At 58.1% G+C, this 19,823-nt stretch carries 18 protein-coding genes and 1 pseudogene; 9 read left to right on the forward strand and 10 right to left on the reverse strand.

All coding sequences use genetic code 11. The features are described 5' to 3' along the window. Complete coding sequence (locus ACIQUB_RS24985) at positions 1-1,146, forward strand: MalY/PatB family protein (protein WP_402933300.1); 1,146 nt, start codon at positions 1-3, stop codon at positions 1,144-1,146. Between the two features lie 274 nt (positions 1,147-1,420). Here ACIQUB_RS24985 and ACIQUB_RS24990 read toward each other — a convergent pair whose 3' ends face one another. The 5 genes from ACIQUB_RS24990 to ACIQUB_RS25010 are packed head-to-tail and all read right to left on the reverse strand — an operon-like array spanning position 1,421 to position 6,399. Then, positions 1,421-2,494, reverse strand: coding sequence for a DUF2218 domain-containing protein (locus ACIQUB_RS24990; RefSeq protein WP_402933473.1), 1,074 nt, complete (start codon positions 2,492-2,494; stop codon positions 1,421-1,423). After that, positions 2,491-3,315 (reverse strand): ABC transporter ATP-binding protein, encoded by an 825-nt coding sequence (locus ACIQUB_RS24995; protein ID WP_113238830.1) that lies wholly within the window; start codon positions 3,313-3,315, stop codon positions 2,491-2,493. The genes ACIQUB_RS24990 and ACIQUB_RS24995 overlap by 4 nt, the downstream gene beginning before the upstream one ends. Beyond that, positions 3,312-4,343 (reverse strand): FecCD family ABC transporter permease, encoded by a 1,032-nt coding sequence (locus ACIQUB_RS25000; protein WP_402933304.1) that lies wholly within the window; start codon positions 4,341-4,343, stop codon positions 3,312-3,314. Before ACIQUB_RS25000 ends, ACIQUB_RS24995 begins: the two co-directional genes overlap by 4 nt. A 5-nt stretch (positions 4,344-4,348) precedes the next feature. Further along, the gene (locus ACIQUB_RS25005; protein ID WP_402933307.1) at positions 4,349-5,395 is read right to left on the reverse strand and encodes a FecCD family ABC transporter permease; all 1,047 of its coding nucleotides are present in this window, start codon (positions 5,393-5,395) and stop codon (positions 4,349-4,351) included. Beyond that, entirely contained in the window at positions 5,392-6,399 is a 1,008-nt protein-coding gene (locus ACIQUB_RS25010; protein ID WP_402933310.1) for an iron-siderophore ABC transporter substrate-binding protein, read from the reverse strand. Before ACIQUB_RS25010 ends, ACIQUB_RS25005 begins: the two co-directional genes overlap by 4 nt. 284 nt (positions 6,400-6,683) lie before the next feature. Here ACIQUB_RS25010 and ACIQUB_RS25015 point away from each other — a divergent pair, with 284 nt between their 5' ends. Then, positions 6,684-8,834, forward strand: a complete 2,151-nt coding sequence (locus ACIQUB_RS25015; RefSeq protein WP_402933312.1) for a TonB-dependent siderophore receptor — start codon at positions 6,684-6,686, stop codon at positions 8,832-8,834. 132 nt (positions 8,835-8,966) lie between these two features. Here ACIQUB_RS25015 and ACIQUB_RS25020 read toward each other — a convergent pair whose 3' ends face one another. After that, complete coding sequence (locus tag ACIQUB_RS25020) at positions 8,967-9,860, reverse strand: helix-turn-helix domain-containing protein (RefSeq protein WP_402933315.1); 894 nt, start codon at positions 9,858-9,860, stop codon at positions 8,967-8,969. Between the two features lie 362 nt (positions 9,861-10,222). On the opposite strand from ACIQUB_RS25020, the gene ACIQUB_RS25025 reads away from it, so the two are divergent. Then, on the forward strand, positions 10,223-11,296 hold the full coding sequence (locus tag ACIQUB_RS25025) for a GSU2403 family nucleotidyltransferase fold protein (RefSeq protein ID WP_402933318.1): 1,074 nt from the start codon (positions 10,223-10,225) through the stop codon (positions 11,294-11,296). Between the two features lie 383 nt (positions 11,297-11,679). Next, a complete protein-coding gene (locus ACIQUB_RS25030; protein WP_402933321.1) occupies positions 11,680-12,783 on the forward strand; it encodes a hypothetical protein in 1,104 nt (367 codons plus the stop codon). A 3-nt stretch (positions 12,784-12,786) separates the two neighbouring features. Here the strand turns inward: ACIQUB_RS25030 and ACIQUB_RS25035 are convergent, their stop codons facing one another. The 3 genes from ACIQUB_RS25035 to ACIQUB_RS25045 are packed head-to-tail and all read right to left on the reverse strand — an operon-like array spanning position 12,787 to position 14,511. Then, positions 12,787-13,359, reverse strand: coding sequence for a hypothetical protein (locus ACIQUB_RS25035; RefSeq protein WP_402933323.1), 573 nt, complete (start codon positions 13,357-13,359; stop codon positions 12,787-12,789). Then, a complete protein-coding gene (locus ACIQUB_RS25040) occupies positions 13,349-13,894 on the reverse strand; it encodes a hypothetical protein (RefSeq protein WP_402933326.1) in 546 nt (181 codons plus the stop codon). Before ACIQUB_RS25040 ends, ACIQUB_RS25035 begins: the two co-directional genes overlap by 11 nt. 14 nt (positions 13,895-13,908) lie before the next feature. Continuing rightward, on the reverse strand, positions 13,909-14,511 hold the full coding sequence (locus ACIQUB_RS25045) for a hypothetical protein (protein ID WP_402933329.1): 603 nt from the start codon (positions 14,509-14,511) through the stop codon (positions 13,909-13,911). 903 nt (positions 14,512-15,414) lie between these two features. Between ACIQUB_RS25045 and ACIQUB_RS25050 the strand changes: the two genes are divergently transcribed. Further along, on the forward strand, positions 15,415-15,642 hold the full coding sequence (locus ACIQUB_RS25050) for a hypothetical protein (RefSeq protein WP_113238821.1): 228 nt from the start codon (positions 15,415-15,417) through the stop codon (positions 15,640-15,642). A gap of 571 nt (positions 15,643-16,213) precedes the next feature. Here ACIQUB_RS25050 and ACIQUB_RS25055 read toward each other — a convergent pair. Then, a complete protein-coding gene (locus ACIQUB_RS25055) occupies positions 16,214-16,660 on the reverse strand; it encodes an alcohol dehydrogenase catalytic domain-containing protein (RefSeq protein ID WP_402933332.1) in 447 nt (148 codons plus the stop codon). 438 nt (positions 16,661-17,098) lie between these two features. Between ACIQUB_RS25055 and ACIQUB_RS25060 the strand changes: the two are divergent. The 4 genes and pseudogenes from ACIQUB_RS25060 to ACIQUB_RS25075 all read left to right on the forward strand — a co-directional run. Beyond that, positions 17,099-17,355, forward strand: a pseudogene (locus tag ACIQUB_RS25060) (GlsB/YeaQ/YmgE family stress response membrane protein); the annotation flags it as partial. Between the two features lie 422 nt (positions 17,356-17,777). Further along, a complete protein-coding gene (locus tag ACIQUB_RS25065; RefSeq protein ID WP_402933476.1) occupies positions 17,778-18,224 on the forward strand; it encodes a pyridoxamine 5'-phosphate oxidase family protein in 447 nt (148 codons plus the stop codon). A gap of 370 nt (positions 18,225-18,594) precedes the next feature. Further along, complete coding sequence (locus ACIQUB_RS25070; RefSeq protein WP_402933335.1) at positions 18,595-18,906, forward strand: PepSY domain-containing protein; 312 nt, start codon at positions 18,595-18,597, stop codon at positions 18,904-18,906. A 22-nt stretch (positions 18,907-18,928) separates the two neighbouring features. Next, the gene (locus ACIQUB_RS25075; RefSeq protein ID WP_113238819.1) at positions 18,929-19,531 is read left to right on the forward strand and encodes a general stress protein; all 603 of its coding nucleotides are present in this window, start codon (positions 18,929-18,931) and stop codon (positions 19,529-19,531) included. The last annotated feature ends 292 nt before the right edge of the window (positions 19,532-19,823 follow it).

The following is a 19,823-nucleotide window of genomic DNA, read 5'->3' on the forward strand; positions in this document are numbered from 1 at the left end:
ATGACCGATTTCGATGCTGTGCATGAGCGCCGCGGCACTGGCAGCTCGAAATGGAGCAGATACCCGGCCGATATCCTTCCCATGTGGGTCGCCGATATGGACTTTCCCGCGGCCCCCGAGATCGTCGACGCGATCCGCAGCCGGCTCGAACATCCGATGCTCGGCTATGGCGTCGCCCGCGACGAGCTGCGCGCCCGGATCGTCGAGGATATGGCCTCTAAATACGATTGGTTGATCACAGCAGACGACATCGTGTTCCTGCCGGGCGTGGAGCCCGGCTTCAACATGGCATTGAAGGCGATGCTGGAGCCCGGCGACGGGCTGGTGGTGCAAACGCCAGTCTACCGCCCCATCCTCAATGCGGCCGGTCATTGGGGTCTTGTTCGCAACGAAGTGCCGCTCAGGGCGACCGGGCAGGGCTACGTGATGGATGTCGGCCCGCTGGCTTCTGCGCTTGCCAAATCACGCGCGCTGCTGCTCTGCAATCCGCAGAACCCGACCGGCAAAGTGTTCACAAAAGACGAGCTCGCGGAGATCACCGCGCTTTGCGAAAACAATGATGCACTGATCATCTCCGACGAGATCCATTGCGACCTGCTCTTCGACGGCCGCCGCCACATCCCGATCGCAACGCTTTCCGACGAGACCGCGAACCGCACCGTCACCCTGATGGCCGCCAGCAAGACCTACAATATCGCCGGTCTAAAGACGGCGTTCGCGATCGTTCAGAACAAGGATATCCGCGAACGCTTCGCGCAGTCGAAACTCGGAATGGTCGACAGTGTCAACATCCTTGGTCTCGAGGCGACGCTTGCGGCCTACGCGCACGCTATGTCGTGGAAAGAGAAGATGCTCGGCTATATCCAAGCCAACCGCGACTACCTTTCCCAAGAGATCGCGTCCCGTTTCCCCGCCATCAGGTTGGTGAAGGCGCAAGCCACCTTTCTTGCCTGGCTCGACTGCCGTGACATGGACCTGACGCCGGATCCGCAGGCATTCTTCCTCGAACACGGCAAGGTGGGTTTCAGCGCAGGATCTGAATTTGGGGCGGCCTATGGAGGCTATATCCGTGTCAACTTTGGTTGCCCGCGATCGCTTCTGAGCGAGGGTCTCAACCGTATGGAACATGCGCTGGCCAAGCGCTAGATTTTTGCGCGGCGCTGAGCCTCGTCGAGGACGTGGCGAGCGTCGCTCGGAACAGACCGCAGCAAGCAACGATTGCTACCCCGTTTGAAATCAAGTCGCGGTTTTTGATGAGATCTGGACCTACGAGCCAGCAAATCCGCTGGCCTGATATCCTGCCGCCGGGGCGCGCAACTGCGCAGAAGAGTGTGGGCCTTGTCACAAAAACTAAGTCTTAGGTGAATGGCGGAATATTGAGTTCAGCGATATGGTACAACGGCACCGCGACCCCTGCCAGTTAGACTGACTGCCCCGCATCCCGTTCCCAGTACCAGGCAACATACATCGACTTTTGGTCATGCTTGCGGCTCTTGAGCAAGCTACGCAATGACCGGGCCTCTTCCTTTTCACAGGCGACCCAAACGAAGGTATGGGGGCTTGAGGCGATGATTGCGGCCTTGGCCTGTTGCGCCAGAACATGCTGCGCACCCGGAGCATAAGCCTTCCGATGTAACCAGCGCACTTTCAGTGTCCCTTCGGTCGACAGCGACTGTTGCTCGCGGCTATCTTCGACTTCGATGATCGCCTCGATCTGCGTCCCAGGCGCAACTTCGGCAATGATGCGGGCAATCGCTGGCAATGCACTTTCGTCACCAACGAGCAGTATGCGAGACGATACCGGCAGGCAGCCGCTGCCCGGACCAAGCAAGCCAAGCCGATCGCCAATCTGGCAATTGGACGCGAAGTCAGCGCCTGGTGTCGTTACACCAGGCATTGGATGCTGAAAGAAGTCGATCCATAGTTCTTCACGTTCGACGTCGACAGCGCGGATCGTGTAGGCGCGCACGAGAAGCTCATCCTCGCCGTCGGGCCACGCAATACGGCCATTTTCGCGATAGCGGGGCCAGACCGGCTGCCGTCCTTTTGGCGGCACGAGGATGCGCACATGCATGTCGCCGCCGATAAAAGGGCCAACGTCAGCACAGCGGACCTTTACCCGCCGCTTATGGGGTGTGACATCTTCCACCCCGGTCACCGTGACCTCATGAAGGTTCGGCAGCAACGCTGCCGAAACGGGCTGCGACCATTCGAGGTCGAAGTCTGTCTCACCTGCGAAATAAAACAGGTGCTCAGCAAGGCTCGTGCGGAACATCTGCAGGCCGTGTTCCGACCGACAGTTCAGGTCGATAAGCAGCTTTCGGTCCTGAAGACGGATGCTGGCCGTACCAAATGAGCTTTTCAACATGGCATGGTTGGCGTTTCTTAGCAACTCGGCATGCTCCACGAAATGCTCGCATATCTCCTCGAGCATATTCGCCGGATCCTGCGGATAGGCTATCCCCGAAAGCTTGAATTCGTAAACCGCGCTCAGGTACGTAGCGCCTGACTTTTGCATCCGGCGAGCCGATGCCGTCCAATCGGTAGCATCATCGGTCGGTTGGAGACGGGATCGATGATGATCTCGCTTTCGATCCCGAAAACGTGCCGGACGGTCGCCTGCGTCAAAACCTCTTGCGGCGCACCCGTGACCACCACACGCCCGTCGCGCAAGGCGACCAGGTAATCCGCATAGCGCGCGGCGAGATTGAGATCATGGAGCACCATGATGACAGTCGTGCCGCGTTCCCAATTGAGGTCGGTCAAAAGGTCGAGAACTTCGACCTGATGGCTGATGTCGAGGAAGGTCGTCGGCTCGTCCAGAAGCAGGATATCCGTTTGCTGAGCAAGCGCCATGGCGATCCACACACGTTGACGCTGTCCGCCCGAAAGTTCGTCTACCGACCGCTCCGCGAGGTCAGCAGTTCGCGTCGAGGTAAGCGCGCTTTCCACGGCTTCGTCGTCGCTCTTCGTCCAGCGCGAGAACATGCTGTGATGCGGATGCCGACCGCGTCCGACGAGATCGGACACGGTGATCCCCTCGGGCGCGATCGGCTGCTGGGGCAACAGCCCCAGCGTGCGCGCAAGTTGACGTGGCGCGATCCGATGGATCGATTTTCCATCGAGCAGTACATGGCCCTCTCGGGGAAACAGCAGCCTGGACATGGCGCGCAGCAACGTCGACTTTCCGCAGGCATTGGCGCCGACGATTGCCGTGATCCGTCCCGGTGGCACGGCCAGGTCGAGGCCGTGAAGAACTTCGGTATCGCCGTAACCGGCTGTGATGCCGGTGGCATTGAGGGTATGGGCAGTCATAGCGAGCCTCCACTGCGGTTGACGCGTATGATCAGATAAATCAGGTAGGGGGCGCCGAGAGCGCCGGTCACGACGCCGACGGGATAGCGGCCCGGTAGCAGGAACTGGCCGACGTAGTCTCCGCCAAGCACAAGGATCGCGCCGACCAGCGCGGACGGGATTAGCAGCGACCCACTGGCACCGATGATGCGCGTTGCAATCGGACCGGACAGGAACGCGACAAAGGCTATTGGGCCGGTGACCGCGGTCGCCGATGCGATCATGCCCACAGCGCCTATGACGACAAGCATTCGGGTTGTCGAGATCCTGACGCCGAGGGCTGCGGCCATATCGTCACCCATCCGCAATGCGTCGAGATCACGCGCCCGGCTCATCAGAATGCCGCCGAAGACCACAAGCGCAAGCAACAATGGCAACGCCTGGCCGAACTGGGCTCCGTTCAGACTGCCGGTCAACCAGCGCATTGCATCCTGCAACGTCCACGATGGCGCGGCTGAAAGAATATAGGCGATGACGCTTTCCAGCATGGCCGAAATGCCGATACCGACAAGGATTAGCCGCGTTCCAGAGACGCCGTTTCGAAACGACAACGCGTAGACCAAAACGGCGACGCCGAGACCGGCGGCGACCGCCAGTACGCAGACGGCCGGCCCCTTCATCGCCAGCACGACGATGGCGAAGACCGCGGCCGCGCTCGCTCCTGATGTGATGCCGATAATATCGGGGCTCGCCAGCGGATTGCGCAGCATCGTCTGGAAGGCGACACCGCCAAGTCCAAAGCTCAGTCCCGCCAATACAGCGATTACCGCTCTCGGCAGCCGCAACTGACCCACCGTGAAGCTGGCGCCGGCAACATTTTCGCCCATCAGGACCCTGCATACATCGGAAATCGGCGTGTAAGATTGCCCGAGCACCAATGTCAGGACGAAAAGCGCAACGATGATCACAACAAGTGCCATGACCATAATGGCACGGCAACGCGAGCGGTGCCGCCGCACCGATACGATCAAATCGAGAGTTGGCAGCATGATGGTCACAATTCGCGCACCCGCTGTCGTCTGACGATCCAGATGAAGAACGGCGCCCCGATGAGCGCGGTGACGATCCCAACATCGATTTCGGACGGCCTCGCGACGATACGACCCGCGACATCGGCGAGTGTTAGCAGGCAGGCGCCGCCAACTGCCGAGAACGGTAGAAGCCAACGATGATCCGTGCCGATCAGCAGCCGGCACAGATGCGGCACAACCAGTCCGAGGAAGCCGATAGGGCCACAGACCGCAGTAACGCCACCACATAGCAGGATGGCACCCAGCGAGGCGATTGCTCGCGCCACGGCAACCCTTTCTCCAAGCCCGGCGGCCAGCTCATCGCCGAGCGCCAGTGAATTCAGCTTGCGTGCGGACAGCAGGCTGATCGCAAAACCAGCCGCGAGAAAAGGCAGCACGGGAAGGACGCGTTCGAAGGTTGCGCCGCCGACGCCGCCGATCTGCCAGGAGCGGATGCCGCCGGCAATGTCGCCACGCGGCAATACGACCGCAATCACCATGGCGGAAAATGCCACGGAGGTCGCAGCGCCGGCGAGCGCGAGCTTCAAAGGTGTTGCCCCGCCGCGACCGAGCGACCCGATCGTGTAGACAAAGGAAGCTGCACAGCCCGCGCCCAGAATTGCGGTCCATATATAAGCGTCGGCTGAATCCATGCCGAACCAAGCGACACCGATGACCACGGCAAGCGACGCGCCCATATTGACGCCGAGGATGCCGGGATCGGCAAGCGGATTGCGCGTGACGCCCTGCATGATCGCTCCGGAAAGGCCTAGGGCTGCGCCGGCCAGCACCGCGAGCAGCGTCCGTGGAATACGCAGAGCCACCGCCGATTGACCGATCGTCTGCGTTTCTCCGCGCAGGGCCATGACGATATCCGGCCAGCCCACATTGCGCGCTCCTGTCGTGACGGAAAAAAAGCACAGCACAGCAAGCAGCGAAGCCAGGCAAAGCAGCCAGAGGCCGCGTCCTGCGTTCGAACGCGCGATCACGCCCGCGCCACGATGGTCTGACTTGAAGGCTATAACGCTCATTTCGACTTGCTGGCCGGCTTCCTGGCTGCCTCGGACAGCAGTTCGACATAATCCTTCAGCACCCAGGATACCGAAAGCGGCGTCGGGTTCGCGGCGTTTCCAACAGGATTGTTTCCAAGCAAGACGAGCGAGCCGTTGGCCACAGCCGGCATGTTGGACAAGAGCGGGCTGGCATCCAGCGCATCGAGCAGCTTCTGCCCGCCATAGGTGACGAGGATATCGACATCGTCAAAACTGTCGACATGTTCGGCACTGACTGAGCCGGAGAACTTGCCGGGTTGCGAGACCTCGACGACGCTCTTGGGCGACGTAAGACCGAGATCGGCGAAATACTTCACCCGCGTATCGTTGGCCGTATAGAAGTTGACGACGCTCAGATCTGTTGCGTTGAGATGGGTGATGAACATCGCTGATTTTCCCTTGAGCTCGGGATGGCCGGCCACTGCCTGCGCGATCTCATTGTCGATCTTGGCGATCAAAGCCTCGCCTTCCGCGGTCATACCCATGCCGGCGCTATCCATCCGGATCGTTTCCCGCCAATCGGTGGAGTACGGTGCCTCCGGATAGGCCACGACAGGTGCGATCTGGCTCAACGTCTCGTAGTCGGCCTGGCTCATTCCGGAATAAGCTGCGAGAATAACATCCGGCTTTGTAGCCGCGACCGCCTCGAAATCGATGCCGTCGCCTTCGTCGAACAGGACGGGCGTCTCGGCATGCAATTCCTTCAGCCTCGCGGTGTTCCAGGGCAAAACGCCATCCTCGTCGTCGTCACCGAAATTGGCGCGCGCCATGCCGACGGGAACGATGCCGAGCGCGAGCGGAACTTCGTGGTTTGCCCATTCCACCGTTGCGATACGCTCGGGCTTCTCGTTGATAACTGTTGTGCCGAACGCATGCCTGATGGTGATCGGATAAGTCGTGGTCTCCGCCGCCCATGCCAACGCGGGCACGAGGTTCGATAGGGCAGTAAACGCCGCGGCCACGGCAAACAGGAAAAATCGCATTATCGCACTCACCCGAACAGTCAATAAGTTGACTTTAAGTTTCAGGTTATGTCACTGCCGTCAACAGGGAGAGCGGCGTTGTGGCCACACAAGAGTGATATTTCCGTAGGTTCGTACAATGCAAGGGAAAGCTACAATACTGGATAGACATACTCAAGTTAAGAGCACTACCGGACACAATGAACCAAGCCAATGCCAGGCAATCCACCAGCGACCTCGCTCAAGCGATGTCGCCAAGCTTGGGGCTGGGCCATTGTCTTGACGTCAACTTTGGAAATATGATCATGGATATCGATACTGCAGGCCGCCACGCAAGCCGAGGTTCCCTCCGCTACCAGACTGCAATCCTTCTCGGCTGCACGGCTATCACCGCTTTGGCGCCGACCTTGCTCTTAGGTCAAGACGCAAATGGCACTGGTTCCGACACTTCGTTAGCGCCGATCGTTCTCCAAGGTGGCGGTGGTCCCCAGGGTACTCTGAATACTGAAAACGATTCAAAGTCGGTTGTTGCGACGGAGACGACAGGCGTCGGCAAAATGCCGACCGACATTCTAACGGCGCCCGCCTCCGTCTCGGTCATCACGTCCAAGGAAATCCAGGAGCGCGCCGCCGAGACGGTCGAAGAGGTCGTGCAGTATAGCGCAGGCGTATCGAGCGATTTTTATGGTTCGGACGATCGTTACGACTATTTCGATATTCGAGGCTTCGTACCTTACACATATCGCGACGGCCTAGCGATCGGCCGCACATTTGCCGGCGTTCGCGAAGAGCCCTATGCGTTCGAACGCATAGAGGTGCTCAAGGGCTCCAGCTCCGCAGGCTTTGGCGTGGCCGAGCCGGGAGGCTCCGTGAACTACGTCACGAAGCTGCCAAAAAGCGAGCGGTTTGGCGAGGTCTATGGCACCGCCGGCTCTTACGCGCACAAGGAAGCCGGTTTCGATTTCGGCGACAACATTACCGAAGATGATACGCTGTCTTATCGCCTGACCGGCAAGTTCCAGAACGCGGATGCGGAATACGACTACTCCAAGGATAACGAGAAATTCCTCATGGGCGGCGTCACGTGGCGCCCGACTGACGCGACCAGCCTTTCCTTCGTTTTCGATCATCTGGACAAGGCGGGCGTTCCAGGCAGCGGCGGCCAGCCATATGGGACCAACTTTGACAGAAGCACGTTCTTTGGCGAGCCGGGCTATTATTTCAGCAATACGAACCGCAACAGCTACAGCCTGCTATTCGATCACGATTTCGGCGACGGCCTAAGCTTCAGCTCGAACGCCCGCTACAGCAAGTCTAGACTCGACTTCGGCAGCGCCTATCTCTCCAACACACGAACCGACGGCTCGTTTCTTGCAGACCGATACTACTTCGGCAGCGACACGGATAACGAGCAGTTCGTTGTCGATACACATTTGATGTACGAGGGCAATTTCGACAGCCTCGAAAGCCGCACGCTGCTTGGCCTCGATTACAACAATTTCAAGTCGAAGAACTACGGGCTCTACCTGCCCGGTGCGCCACCAATCAACTGGCTGGATCCGGTCTACTCCGGTGGCCCCAGCTCGACCGATCCCACTTACGGCACGAGCAACGATCAGAAGACGACCGGGCTTTATCTCCAGCAGGACCTGACCTTCTTCGACAGGCTGACAGTCAGCCTTGGCCTGCGCAACGACTGGCTGGATCTTGGTGAAACCGACCTGTTCACCGATGCACGAACAGCCGATACCCATAGCGAATTTTCCAAGCGTATCGGCGTGAGCTACAAGATCACCGATGAATTCGCGGCCTTCGCGAGCTACGGTGAATCGGTCGCGCCTCCTGCAATCGGCGCTGACCCGACCACCGGCAAGCAGTATGAGGTCGGCGTCAAATACCGGCCCGACGCCTTCCCCGCTCTATTCACGGCGTCGATCTTCGATCTGACCAAGGGCAACATTACGACCTATGATACCGTCACCTACATCCCGCAGACTGTCGACAAGGTCAGGCATCGCGGCCTTGAAGTGGAGGCCAAAGCCGAAGTGACCGACAATATCGATCTTATTGCGGCTTACACCTATATCTATTCCCGCATCGACGAGCCCGGCGGCGCGAATGACGGTAATCGTCTCATGCACGTTCCCAAAAACATGGCATCGGTCTGGGGAACCTTAACGCTGGAAAGCAATGGAGCGCGCGGCGACATGACGTTCGGCCTCGGCGCGCGGTATGTCGGCTCGTATTTCACGGATCTTGCCAATACCCAGTCGGCAAAGTCCGAAAGCGCGGTGCTGGTGGACGCCTCCTTCACCTATAAGATCCAGGAGAACACGACCTTCCAGCTCAACGCCAGCAACCTCTTCGACGAGAAACACCGTGTCCACCAGGACAGTGGCGGCATCTTCTACAATCCTGGCCGAACGGTCATGGCCACTCTGCGTCAGAGCTGGTGATAGCTGCGGCCCGCCGGCAGCTTTTGTTGGCGGGCTTATTTCTTTCGATGCGACAACGTCGCGAAAGCTTGCCAAGCGCGTTCAGCCAGCCATCAGTCCAGGAGTGAGGAGCACTCGTTCCTCGGCGGAAAGCTAAAGCGCAACGTGAAACCGGCGCCAGGCGGCCGGCGTATTACCTGCGATTTGCCTGAAAACGCGCGTAAAATGCGCCTGGTCGGAAAAGCCGATCTGCGCGGCAACTGCGGCGATCGTCATGTCGGTCTCGACAAGCAGGCTCTTCGCGCGATCGATCCGCTTGGCGAGTTGCCACTGCAGCGGCGTTTTTCCCGTGGTCTGCTTGAAGACGTTCGAGAACCAGCTCTCCGACAATCCCACCGCCTGCGCCATTTCGGCGACCGTCAGCCTGTCGTCGCGGAGGTCGTCGACGCGCGACGAGAGCTTGTTCAGCTGGGCTTGCGTGAGCCGGCCTGCTGCCTGCCCTTCCTTCTCCTGGTGAATATCGAGCAAGCTAGCCACAATGCTGCTTACGAGGCTTTCGGCATAAAGCGCGTGCTTCGACCAATCAGAAAGTTCGTTCACCATCAGGCCGGCCAGGACCTGAATGGCCTCTACGTCGTAAATCTCGACCGGGCGACGAATGGCGGCGAGCGCGGCAGACGAGCCAATTGAGGGCGAGAGAAATCGCAAAAGGCGATCTTTATGAAGGTGCAGGTTCAGATGCGAAAAACGGTGCGTGCCGGTGCTACCAGTCCAAACAGGAACGCCAGGCGGAACATAGATGGCGCGGGGCATTGGCCGGTACTGCCGGTCAAACTGACCGTCATGGTTCGAAATCCGGAACTGATCCGACATGTCGTTGAAGAAGACCATGATATGCGGGTGGCCGGCCAGATAATGGCCTCGAGCGCCCGATTGGCTCTCTGCCTCCCAGAACGCACTCAGTATACCATCAAACTGCCGCCACCGTACCGGGGCAATCGGCCGAATGCCTTCGGTGCGCCAAATCATCGTTTCCAAGAAATCCAATCGTCCGACCCACTTTCGTCGCCGTTATTCCAGGTACAGAACCTCGTGGCAAACGACCTCGCCAGCTGAGCTGCGGTTCATTGCCGCCACGATAAAGATGAGGACATTTATCATGTTTTCTTGGATAATCAACCGCTGGCGGGCCTTCGGCTGCCATGACGCACCTATGACCGAAATGATCGCTCAGGACGAGCACCAGCTGACACGCCGTTATAATTTATTCCCTAAAACATTATAAACAGCAACGATTGACATCTTTTACGAACGTTATAATTTTCTGGAGGGGACATTATAACGTTGGCGGTATCGTTCGAAAACGTCCGCCTGGAAACGTGACGTAACCCGCTTGGAACGATCTGCACATGAAAACAATCGACTTAATTTATCGAACAGTGTTCGCGGAACTGGCCCAGCGCTCACTCCATGGACAATTCCAAGCAGATTTCCCCCTTGAGGGCCGGTTTGTCACGGTGCCGGTCAAAGGGAAGGACTACTGGTACTTTGATCTCCCTACGCCTGATGGCGATAAAAGGCGTTACGTTGGCCCGCACAGCGATGACGCTATTACCGCGCGGGTAATGGCACACAAAGCGCTCAAAGATGATATCCGGGGGCGTCGGCGAATGGTCGGAACCCTTCGTCGAAGCGCCGGCCTTGCCGGACCGGACGCCTTCGCCGGCGACATTACCAAGGCTCTCGCCGATGCCGGCTTGTTCCGCTTGCGCGCCGTCCTCATCGGCTCCGACGCCTTCGGTGCTTACGCTGGCCACCTCGGCGTGCGTCTCCCCTCGTCGGCGATGCAAACCTGGGATGCGGACTTCGCGCAGGACTTTGCGATTTCTGCTGGAGTAGCCGACAGCCTGCCGCCTGTCCTAAACCTGCTGCAGACGATCGATCCCGGTTTCCGACCGATCCCGCACCAGGCCGATCAAGCCAAAGTCATCTCATTCCAAAACGGCAAGGGGTACCGTGTCGAATTCCTGACGAGCAACCGCGGATCCGACGACTATACGGGCAAACCATCGCCAATGCCCGCTCTCGGCGGCGCCTCAGCGGAAAACCTGAGGTTCCTCGACTACCTGATTTACGAGCCTGTACGGACCGTTTTGCTGCACAGGGAAGGCGTTAACGTGCTTGTTCCGGCGCCTGAGCGCTACGCGATCCATAAGCTCATCGTCGCTTCAAGGCGATCCACGGATGCGCTGGGTCGGGCCAAGCGAGACAAAGATCTGCAGCAAGCGGCGCTGCTTTCGGAAGCGCTCGCTTTGACACGCCAGAGCGATCTGCTGGCCGAAGCCTATCAGGAGGCCTGGGACCGCGGCGCATCATGGCGCGAAGCTATCAATGCCGGCATCGCAATGATGCCCGGAAACGGCAGGACGGCACTTGCCGCAGCACTTGGGATCGAAGCCGGCGACCTCGGCGCCTCACTTTAGACAGGCGGTGGGCCGGTCCTCTCGTCAGGCATCGCGTTGATTGTCCGCCAAAATACGGCATAGCTGAACCATGCGGACGAACGCCCGGAGATTTCAAGCCTCCACCTATGCGCACAATCCGTGCCGGGCTTGGCCGGAGATCGTCTGAATGGTATCAGCAACAGATGTCCTATTCCGCTCAGCCGACTACTTCCGACGGCGGCTTCCAGACCGCGTTGCATCACCTGCGATTGACCGTCTCCCTCATCTGGCGTTTCTGGCCCCAACTGGCGGCGCTGTGGCTGCTCGGTTTCATCGGAAATCTGCTCCTCAATGAAATCGCTGCCATGATTGGACGCTGGAACTCGCTTGCAGGTCTTTCGGTCCTCGCCGTGGTTGTCCTGTTGAAGCTTGTCGTCATCGTGGCGTTATTCGAAACCGTTCGGCGCGGTCTTCCCGCAATGAATGCCGCCTCGCATCGAACGATGGATCAGTCGGATACTTCGACCGAGGCGGAGCCTCACTCGCCCCACGGTGATTTTCTCGGCGTCTTGGCACTGAGCCTTGTCCCCTTCTTCGCCTTCTATACCGCTTGGGGGTTCCTGGGTGATACGGTAAGGGACTATTCCCGCCTGTCGCTCAGTCTCTTCATGGCAGGCGAGGCCGCGGGACTGCTCGATGTCTCCGGCGGCATGTCGCTGGTCATGCCCGTCGTCGTCGCCTGGGCCGTGAGGCGGTTCGCAAAGGCGATGCATAAGCATTCGCGCGCGCCGATCTGGCCGATCCTCATTGTGGTCTGCGAAGCCAACTGGGCGTTCATCGGTCTGTTCGTACTGTCGGAATGGCAGGATGAGATCAGAGCCTGGTTTAGCCATCTCCCGGAAACCATCGGCACGCTGATCAGCCTTCTTGCACCAATAACGCAGGCCATTGCACAACAGGACGTACCGCTGCCGCCCGAATTCGCGTCACCGCCGATCACAACGCGGCTCGTCAGCCTCTTCTTCTATGCGCTCTACCCGATCGTCTGGCTCACACTTGCTGCCCTCGTCTATGGCTATGACATCGATAGCACGCACACACCTGGCGAAGGGCGCCTCGCCGGCGCCGTCTCCCGCTGGCAGGCTCTGCCGAAGTCGGTGCGCGATTTCATTTCGCACTTCATCTCCGGTACGCTGAAACGATATCGCGCGCTCGCCGAAGGGATCGGCCTGGCGCTAAACTCTGGTGTTGGTCCTATCCTCGTCGCCATTGTCGGCTATCGGGTGTTGGATTGGGCCTCCGCCTGGGGCTGGTATTGGCTCGCGCAGTTCATCGGGCCACATGACCTGCCGCTTTGGCAGGTCATCGCGCAGACGATTTCACCCTTCATCGGCACGCCGAGCGATCCTGGCGACGGCCTGCTGGTAACGCCGATCAAGATTTGCCTGCTTGCGGCGACATTGGAAATCGGATTCGTTCAAGGTCGGGTATGGAAAGGGAGGGAATTGCGCCCCGGCAAGACGTGACTATCAGTTAAGCGCAAGCGGAAAGCCTATCGCGTGTGGCCGCAGCGGCCCGACGCTTAACCTGACAGACAGGCTGGAGACCGCCGCCGAGGGAACCACGAACTTTTCTTCGATCAAGGTGGCATGATCTTGATGAGGCGGATCGAGCGACGTGATCCCGCAGCCTTTCAAGGGTTCGTTGGCAGGCTCCAGATCGCGGCTGATGTCGCTTGATAAAATAACATCGAGCGGCAACCAGCGGCGCCCCGCCCCGTCCACAAGGCTGACCTCACATTGGCCCCACCCGTCACCGATCTCGCGAGCGGCGGTTGCGGCAATTCGAACGATAATTAGCCGCATCTCGCCGGGTAGACGCAGTTGCATGTCGCGTCCATCGCCAATCAGTCTCATCTTTTCGAGGCGCCACATCGCGCCGGCATAGTCGAGCTCCCCCGCCCCTTGCACGACATCGGTATCTATCCGACGCCTGTAATCCTCGATGTTTCGCCACGCATTGATCGCGACCGCTACCGCGAGCAGAAACGGCAGGCTTGCCAGCGACAGCCACCATGTCCATCTGGTGCGATCAGACACCATCTTTGCGGATCTCCAATCTTGCTTGCGGGGCCGTGTCATCAGGTTGGAGCAACACGCTGATCTCGTCCTTAAGCTGCGGATCGTATTGTTCGGACAGGACCAGTTTCATGTTAGATATCTCATCTTCGGGAAGCTCGAAAACGAACAAGCCGTTCGTCGGCAGACCAGGTTGAGCGATTTTTGCCGAAAGAATGTTCGGTGCATCCCCCGCACGTCGAGACTGACGGTACATTCGACCGGATGCGCCAACCAGGGTTGCAGCGCGCACCGGCATGGTTTTCTGGAACGCCTGCAACTCGGCGGAGATAACGACCCAAACGCCGGAACTCCCTAGAGAGGCGGCCCGTCCGAACTGTTCGTAGCCAATGTTCTTCGCCTTCAGAACGCGATTGACCTTCACGCTGAACGTATTGCTCGAGACCGTCTCGCTCTGGCGACCCACGGTGCCAATTGGCCCGGTCAATGTGGCATAGGGTGGCGTCGTTGCCTGCAGTGAAGCAAGCAGAATCGCTGCCGCTAGAACAACCGGGATCATGAGTACCGCACGCCTCAAGGTTCTGTCTCCGGCATTTTACCATCCAGCGGCAATGCTATTTCTGCAATGGTCCCCGACGAGAACCAGCCAGGTGCGCTGTAGAGATTGTCCCTTGGCTTGAAGAACTCGCCCTCAATCTGCAGCCTTAGAACAGCGGGCAACGCGGCATTCTCCGGAACCTCCCATACCGCAGTCACCGCCTCGGGCATCCGCGGTTGGAGGTCCCACAGTATCGCCCGGTCACGCGTCAGATAATATTGCGGCTTTGGTATATTGGGTAGATTGGTAAGCTTAATCAAGCTTCCATAAAGATTGGAGCTCTGCGCTGACAGGTTTTCCAGCATCATGCTGACAATGATGGCTTTTCTGCCCGAAGACACTTTGGCTCCATTGGGCATCTGCGGCCCTAAAGCGCTTGCATTGACAATCACCTTCCAACGTCCCGCATCCACCGGCGTTTGCACTTCCACCTTAGGGACGATATCGGCCTGCCTGCGCTCATACAGCGAGTATCCAAGTGAAACCGTAGCGGCCAATAGCCCGCCAGCGCCGGCGAGCAGCTTGGTCAGCCACCCCTTACTCCTTTTCGAAGCCCTTGATCCCTTTGATTCAACCATTTTCGACATCTACTGCAGATAGTGCTTTTCAGCTAGTTCTAGAAGCGAGGGATATTTTATGTTTCTAGCCTTTGTTGCAAATTGGCGAGGGCCCTCCCCAGATTAGGGAGCGCGGCGCGGACGGCCCGATCAGATGAGCTCATGGGGCTTTGACAGTGCCCCTCTTGACGAACACGAGCCGTCACATGGCAAGTCTTCGTAATATCCACCGTAATCACACATCAGCGGCCTCGGCGGGCGGCGATTTGTCGGCCGCGCCAAACTGTTGTCGTCTGAACGGTTCTCGATCCTCACTCCTAAGCACGCTATGCAGCTGCGCTGAAAAGCCTGCGAACGATCAGGGTGAAGCTTCCAACGATAGCCCTCGAGGTCTCGCCTCATAGGTCGGCATTTTCGCTTCCGTCTCCTCGCATTTTGCACATTTGATGCCATTGTTATTCGCGCTCCAATCGAGATTTTGTCACTCGTGCGGCCAGCGTGTCCATCGGCAACCGATAAAGACCGCCTATCGCGGGCCACGCGTGGACGCGGGAATTTTGCGGCTGGCCGGCCTTGACACACTATTCATGGATGCTCCTCGCATTTCCGATCCTTGATTGTCTTTCGAGGAAGAACCGTTCTGCCTGGAAAAGGCGTTCTATGGCTTGTTGACCCGACTTCACGTGCTGCTCGTTGGATCTATCAGCCGTTTGCCGATGATGTACCTAACCAAGGCTAGGAAGGAGTTTTCATCGACGAAACATGGGTTTACCTTAAAGAATAATCTTGATCAACGTGCCGCTGCCTGACTGGATGTTATAACCCCACGTCTTGGTGGCCGATGGTACGGTATTCGACAAAATCCAACCGTGGCGTTTCATAATAATTCTGGTATCTTCATCGCTTCTGTGAGGAGTGAGCGTGATGACGAGATTGATCCCGGATGCGTTCTATTGGGCGCGATCGCAAAAGCACACGAAGGGAAGCGCGACCGTTGTGCAAGTGTCCACAATCTTTGGCGCGGATCCCGATTACTGGACGCTGGCGGTACCCGGGTCCGACCAGCACCACATGATCGACGAATTCGATATCATCGCCCCGATCGAATTCTTTGACGCGATTGCGGCGGAACTCAGGGTCGCTGCGGAATAACCCTTCGGCACTCGGTAGAGCCATTCCCTCCAACGGAGGGCCCCAAGGAGACTATCCGTTTGGTCGAATAGCAACTTTTACGCAGCCATCCTTCTATCGCGGAAAGTTTTGTAGAGCTCTGGCCCCTCATCCAACCCGATCCTATGGGTGATGAGGAAAGGTGGATTGATCTTCCCCTCGACAATCAGGTCCATTAGCGGTCGCACGCACCGCTGCACATGGTCTGCCCCTTCTTTGGCCTGAGGGCTTTTCCGACGAAAGCATCGAGCGGAGCCGCGACGGTCGACCCAACGAAAACGCCAGGAAGTAAGACGATACCGCCTGGGCGGTATGCAAGGATGGCTTGCTGCAAAGGATAAGGACGCTCGGCGCTGGTAAACGTCGATTCCATTGCTTCTACCGGTCCCCCGGCCCCATTCTTTCTATGCTTATAGCCTTAATCACGGCGTCGGACCCCTTCCTACAGTCATGTCGATAATACGCTTCTGTGGATCCTGGTCAGTGTAATCGAGCGTATCGGCGCCCTACTGCTGCGCCAACGCCAGCTGCTCGGGAAAGGTGTCGATCGCGATCACGCGCTCGGCACCGAGAAGGAACGCGGATTGATAGCGAACGGGCCCATCGGGCCACAGCCAAGGAACGGCGCTGGTCTACCCTTATTGTATGTCGCAGTTTCCCGCAGCCATGTATCTTGTTGGGAAGATATCAGAGAGGAACAGAACTTGCTCGGCGCCCAATCGTCAAGAACCTTGATCGGACCAACATCAGCATAAGGCATGCGCAGATACTGCGCCTGCCCTCCGGGAAATCGCCCGTTGAGTTCCCAATAGCCGAAAAGACCCGCGGCGAGATACCCGATCTGCTCGGCTTCCTTCGCACAGTTTGGGTTGGACAGCTCGCGGAGTGAATGATGACCCCGTTCACACTGCCGCCATCCGCCGCAGGAAATGGTAAATGGAACGACAACGCAATCGCCGACCTTGAGCTTCGAATTGCGGCGGCCGACCTCGTTAGACAAAGCCGCCGTTCTTTCGCATGCAAAGAGGCCCCGACGCTGAGAGTATAAGGCCAAGGACGGCTTTGCGTTGGACTGGACTTAAAGATCAACAGACACCAATCCGCTGTGATAGCCTTGTCGAACGCGGTTCCCACCGGGTTCCGCATCAAGCTCGTTTTGTGTCTTCGCATCCAGCCGGTGCTAACCGCGATCAGCTCCTCGTGCGATGAAGCCCCCGCGAATTTTCGCGAGGGCCTTTCCCGATCATAAGATCGAGCGAACATCCGGGTAGCACAGGATGCCGAGTACCGAACAAGGGGCAATTAGATTGGTTCCCCTCACTCGTTTCACTTTTGCCGGTCAGTTGGGAGGAAAACAGTCTCTCGGCCGCCTGGAATTGGTGGAGCGCCAGTGAAATCTTGTTGGATTGAAGACGGCGCGAAAGACATTAACTCACAAATGGAACAGGCAGGCATTGGCGGGATAGCGGCAATAATAATCGGTTGGATCGCTGGTTGGCTCGCCGAGAAGTTCATGAGATCCGACATGGGCGCATGGGCGTGATCATGAACATCGTTATAGGTATCGTCGGCGCACTTGTCGCGAATGCCATCCTTTCCGTCTTCGGTGTGGCGCTTAGAGGTTGGCTGGGTTACCTCATTGCAGGCTTCATTGGCGCTTGTATACTTATCGCGATCGCGCGAGTGTTTCGACGTGAAGTAAATAAAGGCAGCAGGGACAGGACAGTCTCCGTGAAACCATGGGCGTCAGCTTGCCAGCCTCTCTAGTGTTGGCACCCTATCGACCCTTGGTCTGTCGATGGTCCCAACGAGGGTCAACTCGGGGATGTGCCTAAAGCAGATTGAAGGATGCCCCCGAATGCGAGTTCAGGCAACTTAGCGGTGGTTTGCCCTCACTCCAGAAGGCCGCAGACCACAATCTGTCATCCGCAGTCCATCCATTGCGTTCGGGTACCGAATGGCGACCTCTACTCCTGGCCGTGGCAACGCGGCATTAAACCCGCACAATCCCTTAGGGCTACTCTGCAGGCAAAATACCGCGCGCTTGTCACGCAACGGTGCCGATATCAGAACAATTGAGTAACTCAAGCGATATCTCCTGGAACCCAAAATCAGGGATATCGACGATGACTTTCGAGGAACTCGCATCCAAAATAAAGAAGATCGATTTCTGCATGCTGTCATCAAATGACGGCGCGGGAAAGATCTCCAGCCGGCCCATGAGCAACAACCGTGACGTCGATTATGATGGAGACTTCTGGTTCTTTTCCCACGCTGGTACACGAAAAGTTGCCGAAATTAGCAACGTAGAAGATGTGTTGCTGACGTTCACGGAGGCGCCAAGCCTTTTTGGAACTCCAGGAATGTTCATTACGGTTCAAGGAAAGGCGACGATCATTCAAGACAGGGCCGCCTTCGAGGAGCATTGGATTTCGGGGCTTGAGCGCTGGTTTCCTCAAGGCGTCTTGACGTCAGATCTCGTAGTAATCCGGATCGTAAGCTCATCGCTACACTACTGGGATGGCGAGGAAAATGGCGAAGTCGCCGTTTCCAGACACATGTAATCCGAGCATACACGCGAATTAGGAAGGACTTTATGTCCGTCGACGTAGTGCGCTCAGCACGAGGCGGTGGCACGTGCGTGACGTCCGCTCACCGTAGATATGGCCGCCCATGCATGGAACTTCGCGTCCAGTTTCCTGATAAACTCGCCTTATCGTTTCCCATAATCTTCAACGACGTCTGGTCTCATATTCCAAGGTTACAGCCGGACAAACAGGACCGCTCAATCCGAGCGAAGCTCTTGCTAGAAGATGCAGAAAAAGAGGAGGAAACGGGCGCTTGCTATCCATGAACCCAATCAGACAATTCCGGTAAATCATGGAACAAACAGTCTTTTTCTAGGTTTCGCCATCGCAAATCGAGGAGACACCAATGAAAAAGATCACAACGCTTTCAGCCGCAATTATGCTTTCGGCAACATGTGCGTTTGCGCAGAGCGAGGCGCCTTCAACCTCGCAGACTACCCCGGCCATAAACACGCAACACAACCCGGCCGCGCCGGTCGCCGGCAAGAACAGCTTCACCGAAGATCAGGCTAAATCGCGCATCGAAGGCGCTGGCTACAGCGACGTCACAGGCTTGAAGCTCGATGACCAAGGCGTTTGGCGCGCGAACGCAAAGAAGGATGGAGCAGACGCTAAGGTTTCCCTGGACTTCCAGGGCAACGTGACGCTGGCCAAGTAACAACGAAACGAGGAGAAATGAGATGCGAACAGTCACTCAACTATATGATAGCTACGACGATGCCCGTTCCGCTGTGAAAGCGCTTGAAAACGCTGGTGTCCCGTCTGACGACATCAGTATTGTCACGAGCAACGCAAATGACATCGATGTCGAAGGACAGGGGTCACGCGCGGCAGAAGGGGCCGGAACCGGGGCCGGCGTCGGGGCCGTCGCTGGCGGCGCAGGAGGTCTTTTGACCGGCCTCGGGATGTTAGCGATTCCAGGCGTCGGCCCGGTCGTCGCGGCTGGATGGTTGGCTGCCACGGCCGCTGGCGCTGTCGCCGGTGCGGTCGCGGGAGGCGCGGTTGGCGGGATTGTCGGCGCTATGGTAAGCGAAGGGGTCCCCGAGGATGAAGCCAACTTCTACGCCGAGGGCATTCGCCGCGGCGGTTCGGTGGTTACCGCGAGGGTCGAGGAGAGCAAGATTGCATCCGCTCAGTCCATTCTGTCTCAGTCTCATCCGGTCGATTATGCATCGCGACGCGCCAACTATGAGGAACAGGGCTGGAACAGCTTCGACGAGAATGCTGAGCCTTATTCCGCGGACCAAATTGAGGCAGAACGTTCGCGTTACCGTCGCGGTTGATCCACCGTGTGCAATGCCTTGTCGAGCGGTCCTTAAGGGGCCGCTCGAAGCGCATCCTGCGGGACCGAGAAGACATCATTCCGCAAGACGAACGTCCCGCGGCAGGATGTAGGTGATTAAAGTCGCGGCCGCATTTCATCGGAGTGACCCACATTGGACAGCGCCGAGCGAGCAGGTAACTCACGTCATGTTCCATTGACCAGTGTGACAAGACTGCTAGCGCTGATGGGGGGCCGGGCTCCACACAGAAGGCTCTGCGTCATGCAGCGGGCGCGCAGGCTCCGTGCAGTTT

The organism is Rhizobium sp. NPDC090275 (assembly GCF_044772225.1).
Classification (GTDB): domain Bacteria; phylum Pseudomonadota; class Alphaproteobacteria; order Rhizobiales; family Rhizobiaceae; genus Rhizobium.

Bases quoted from the DNA above. Each gene is read 5' to 3' on its own strand.
- ACIQUB_RS24985 (WP_402933300.1), top strand. From the start codon at position 1: ATGACCGATTTCGATGCTGTGCATGAGCGCCGCGGCACTGGCAGCTCG.
- ACIQUB_RS25040 (WP_402933326.1), bottom strand. From the start codon at position 13,894: ATGATCCCGGTTGTTCTAGCGGCAGCGATTCTGCTTGCTTCACTGCAG.
- ACIQUB_RS25045 (WP_402933329.1), bottom strand. From the start codon at position 14,511: ATGGTTGAATCAAAGGGATCAAGGGCTTCGAAAAGGAGTAAGGGGTGG.
- ACIQUB_RS25050 (WP_113238821.1), top strand. From the start codon at position 15,415: ATGACGAGATTGATCCCGGATGCGTTCTATTGGGCGCGATCGCAAAAG.
- ACIQUB_RS25075 (WP_113238819.1), top strand. From the start codon at position 18,929: ATGCGAACAGTCACTCAACTATATGATAGCTACGACGATGCCCGTTCC.
- ACIQUB_RS25010 (WP_402933310.1), bottom strand. From the start codon at position 6,399: ATGCGATTTTTCCTGTTTGCCGTGGCCGCGGCGTTTACTGCCCTATCG.
- ACIQUB_RS25070 (WP_402933335.1), top strand. From the start codon at position 18,595: ATGAAAAAGATCACAACGCTTTCAGCCGCAATTATGCTTTCGGCAACA.
- ACIQUB_RS25035 (WP_402933323.1), bottom strand. From the start codon at position 13,359: ATGGTGTCTGATCGCACCAGATGGACATGGTGGCTGTCGCTGGCAAGC.
- ACIQUB_RS25015 (WP_402933312.1), top strand. From the start codon at position 6,684: ATGGATATCGATACTGCAGGCCGCCACGCAAGCCGAGGTTCCCTCCGC.
- ACIQUB_RS25000 (WP_402933304.1), bottom strand. From the start codon at position 4,343: ATGCTGCCAACTCTCGATTTGATCGTATCGGTGCGGCGGCACCGCTCG.
- ACIQUB_RS24995 (WP_113238830.1), bottom strand. From the start codon at position 3,315: ATGACTGCCCATACCCTCAATGCCACCGGCATCACAGCCGGTTACGGC.
- ACIQUB_RS25025 (WP_402933318.1), top strand. From the start codon at position 10,223: ATGAAAACAATCGACTTAATTTATCGAACAGTGTTCGCGGAACTGGCC.
- ACIQUB_RS25005 (WP_402933307.1), bottom strand. From the start codon at position 5,395: ATGAGCGTTATAGCCTTCAAGTCAGACCATCGTGGCGCGGGCGTGATC.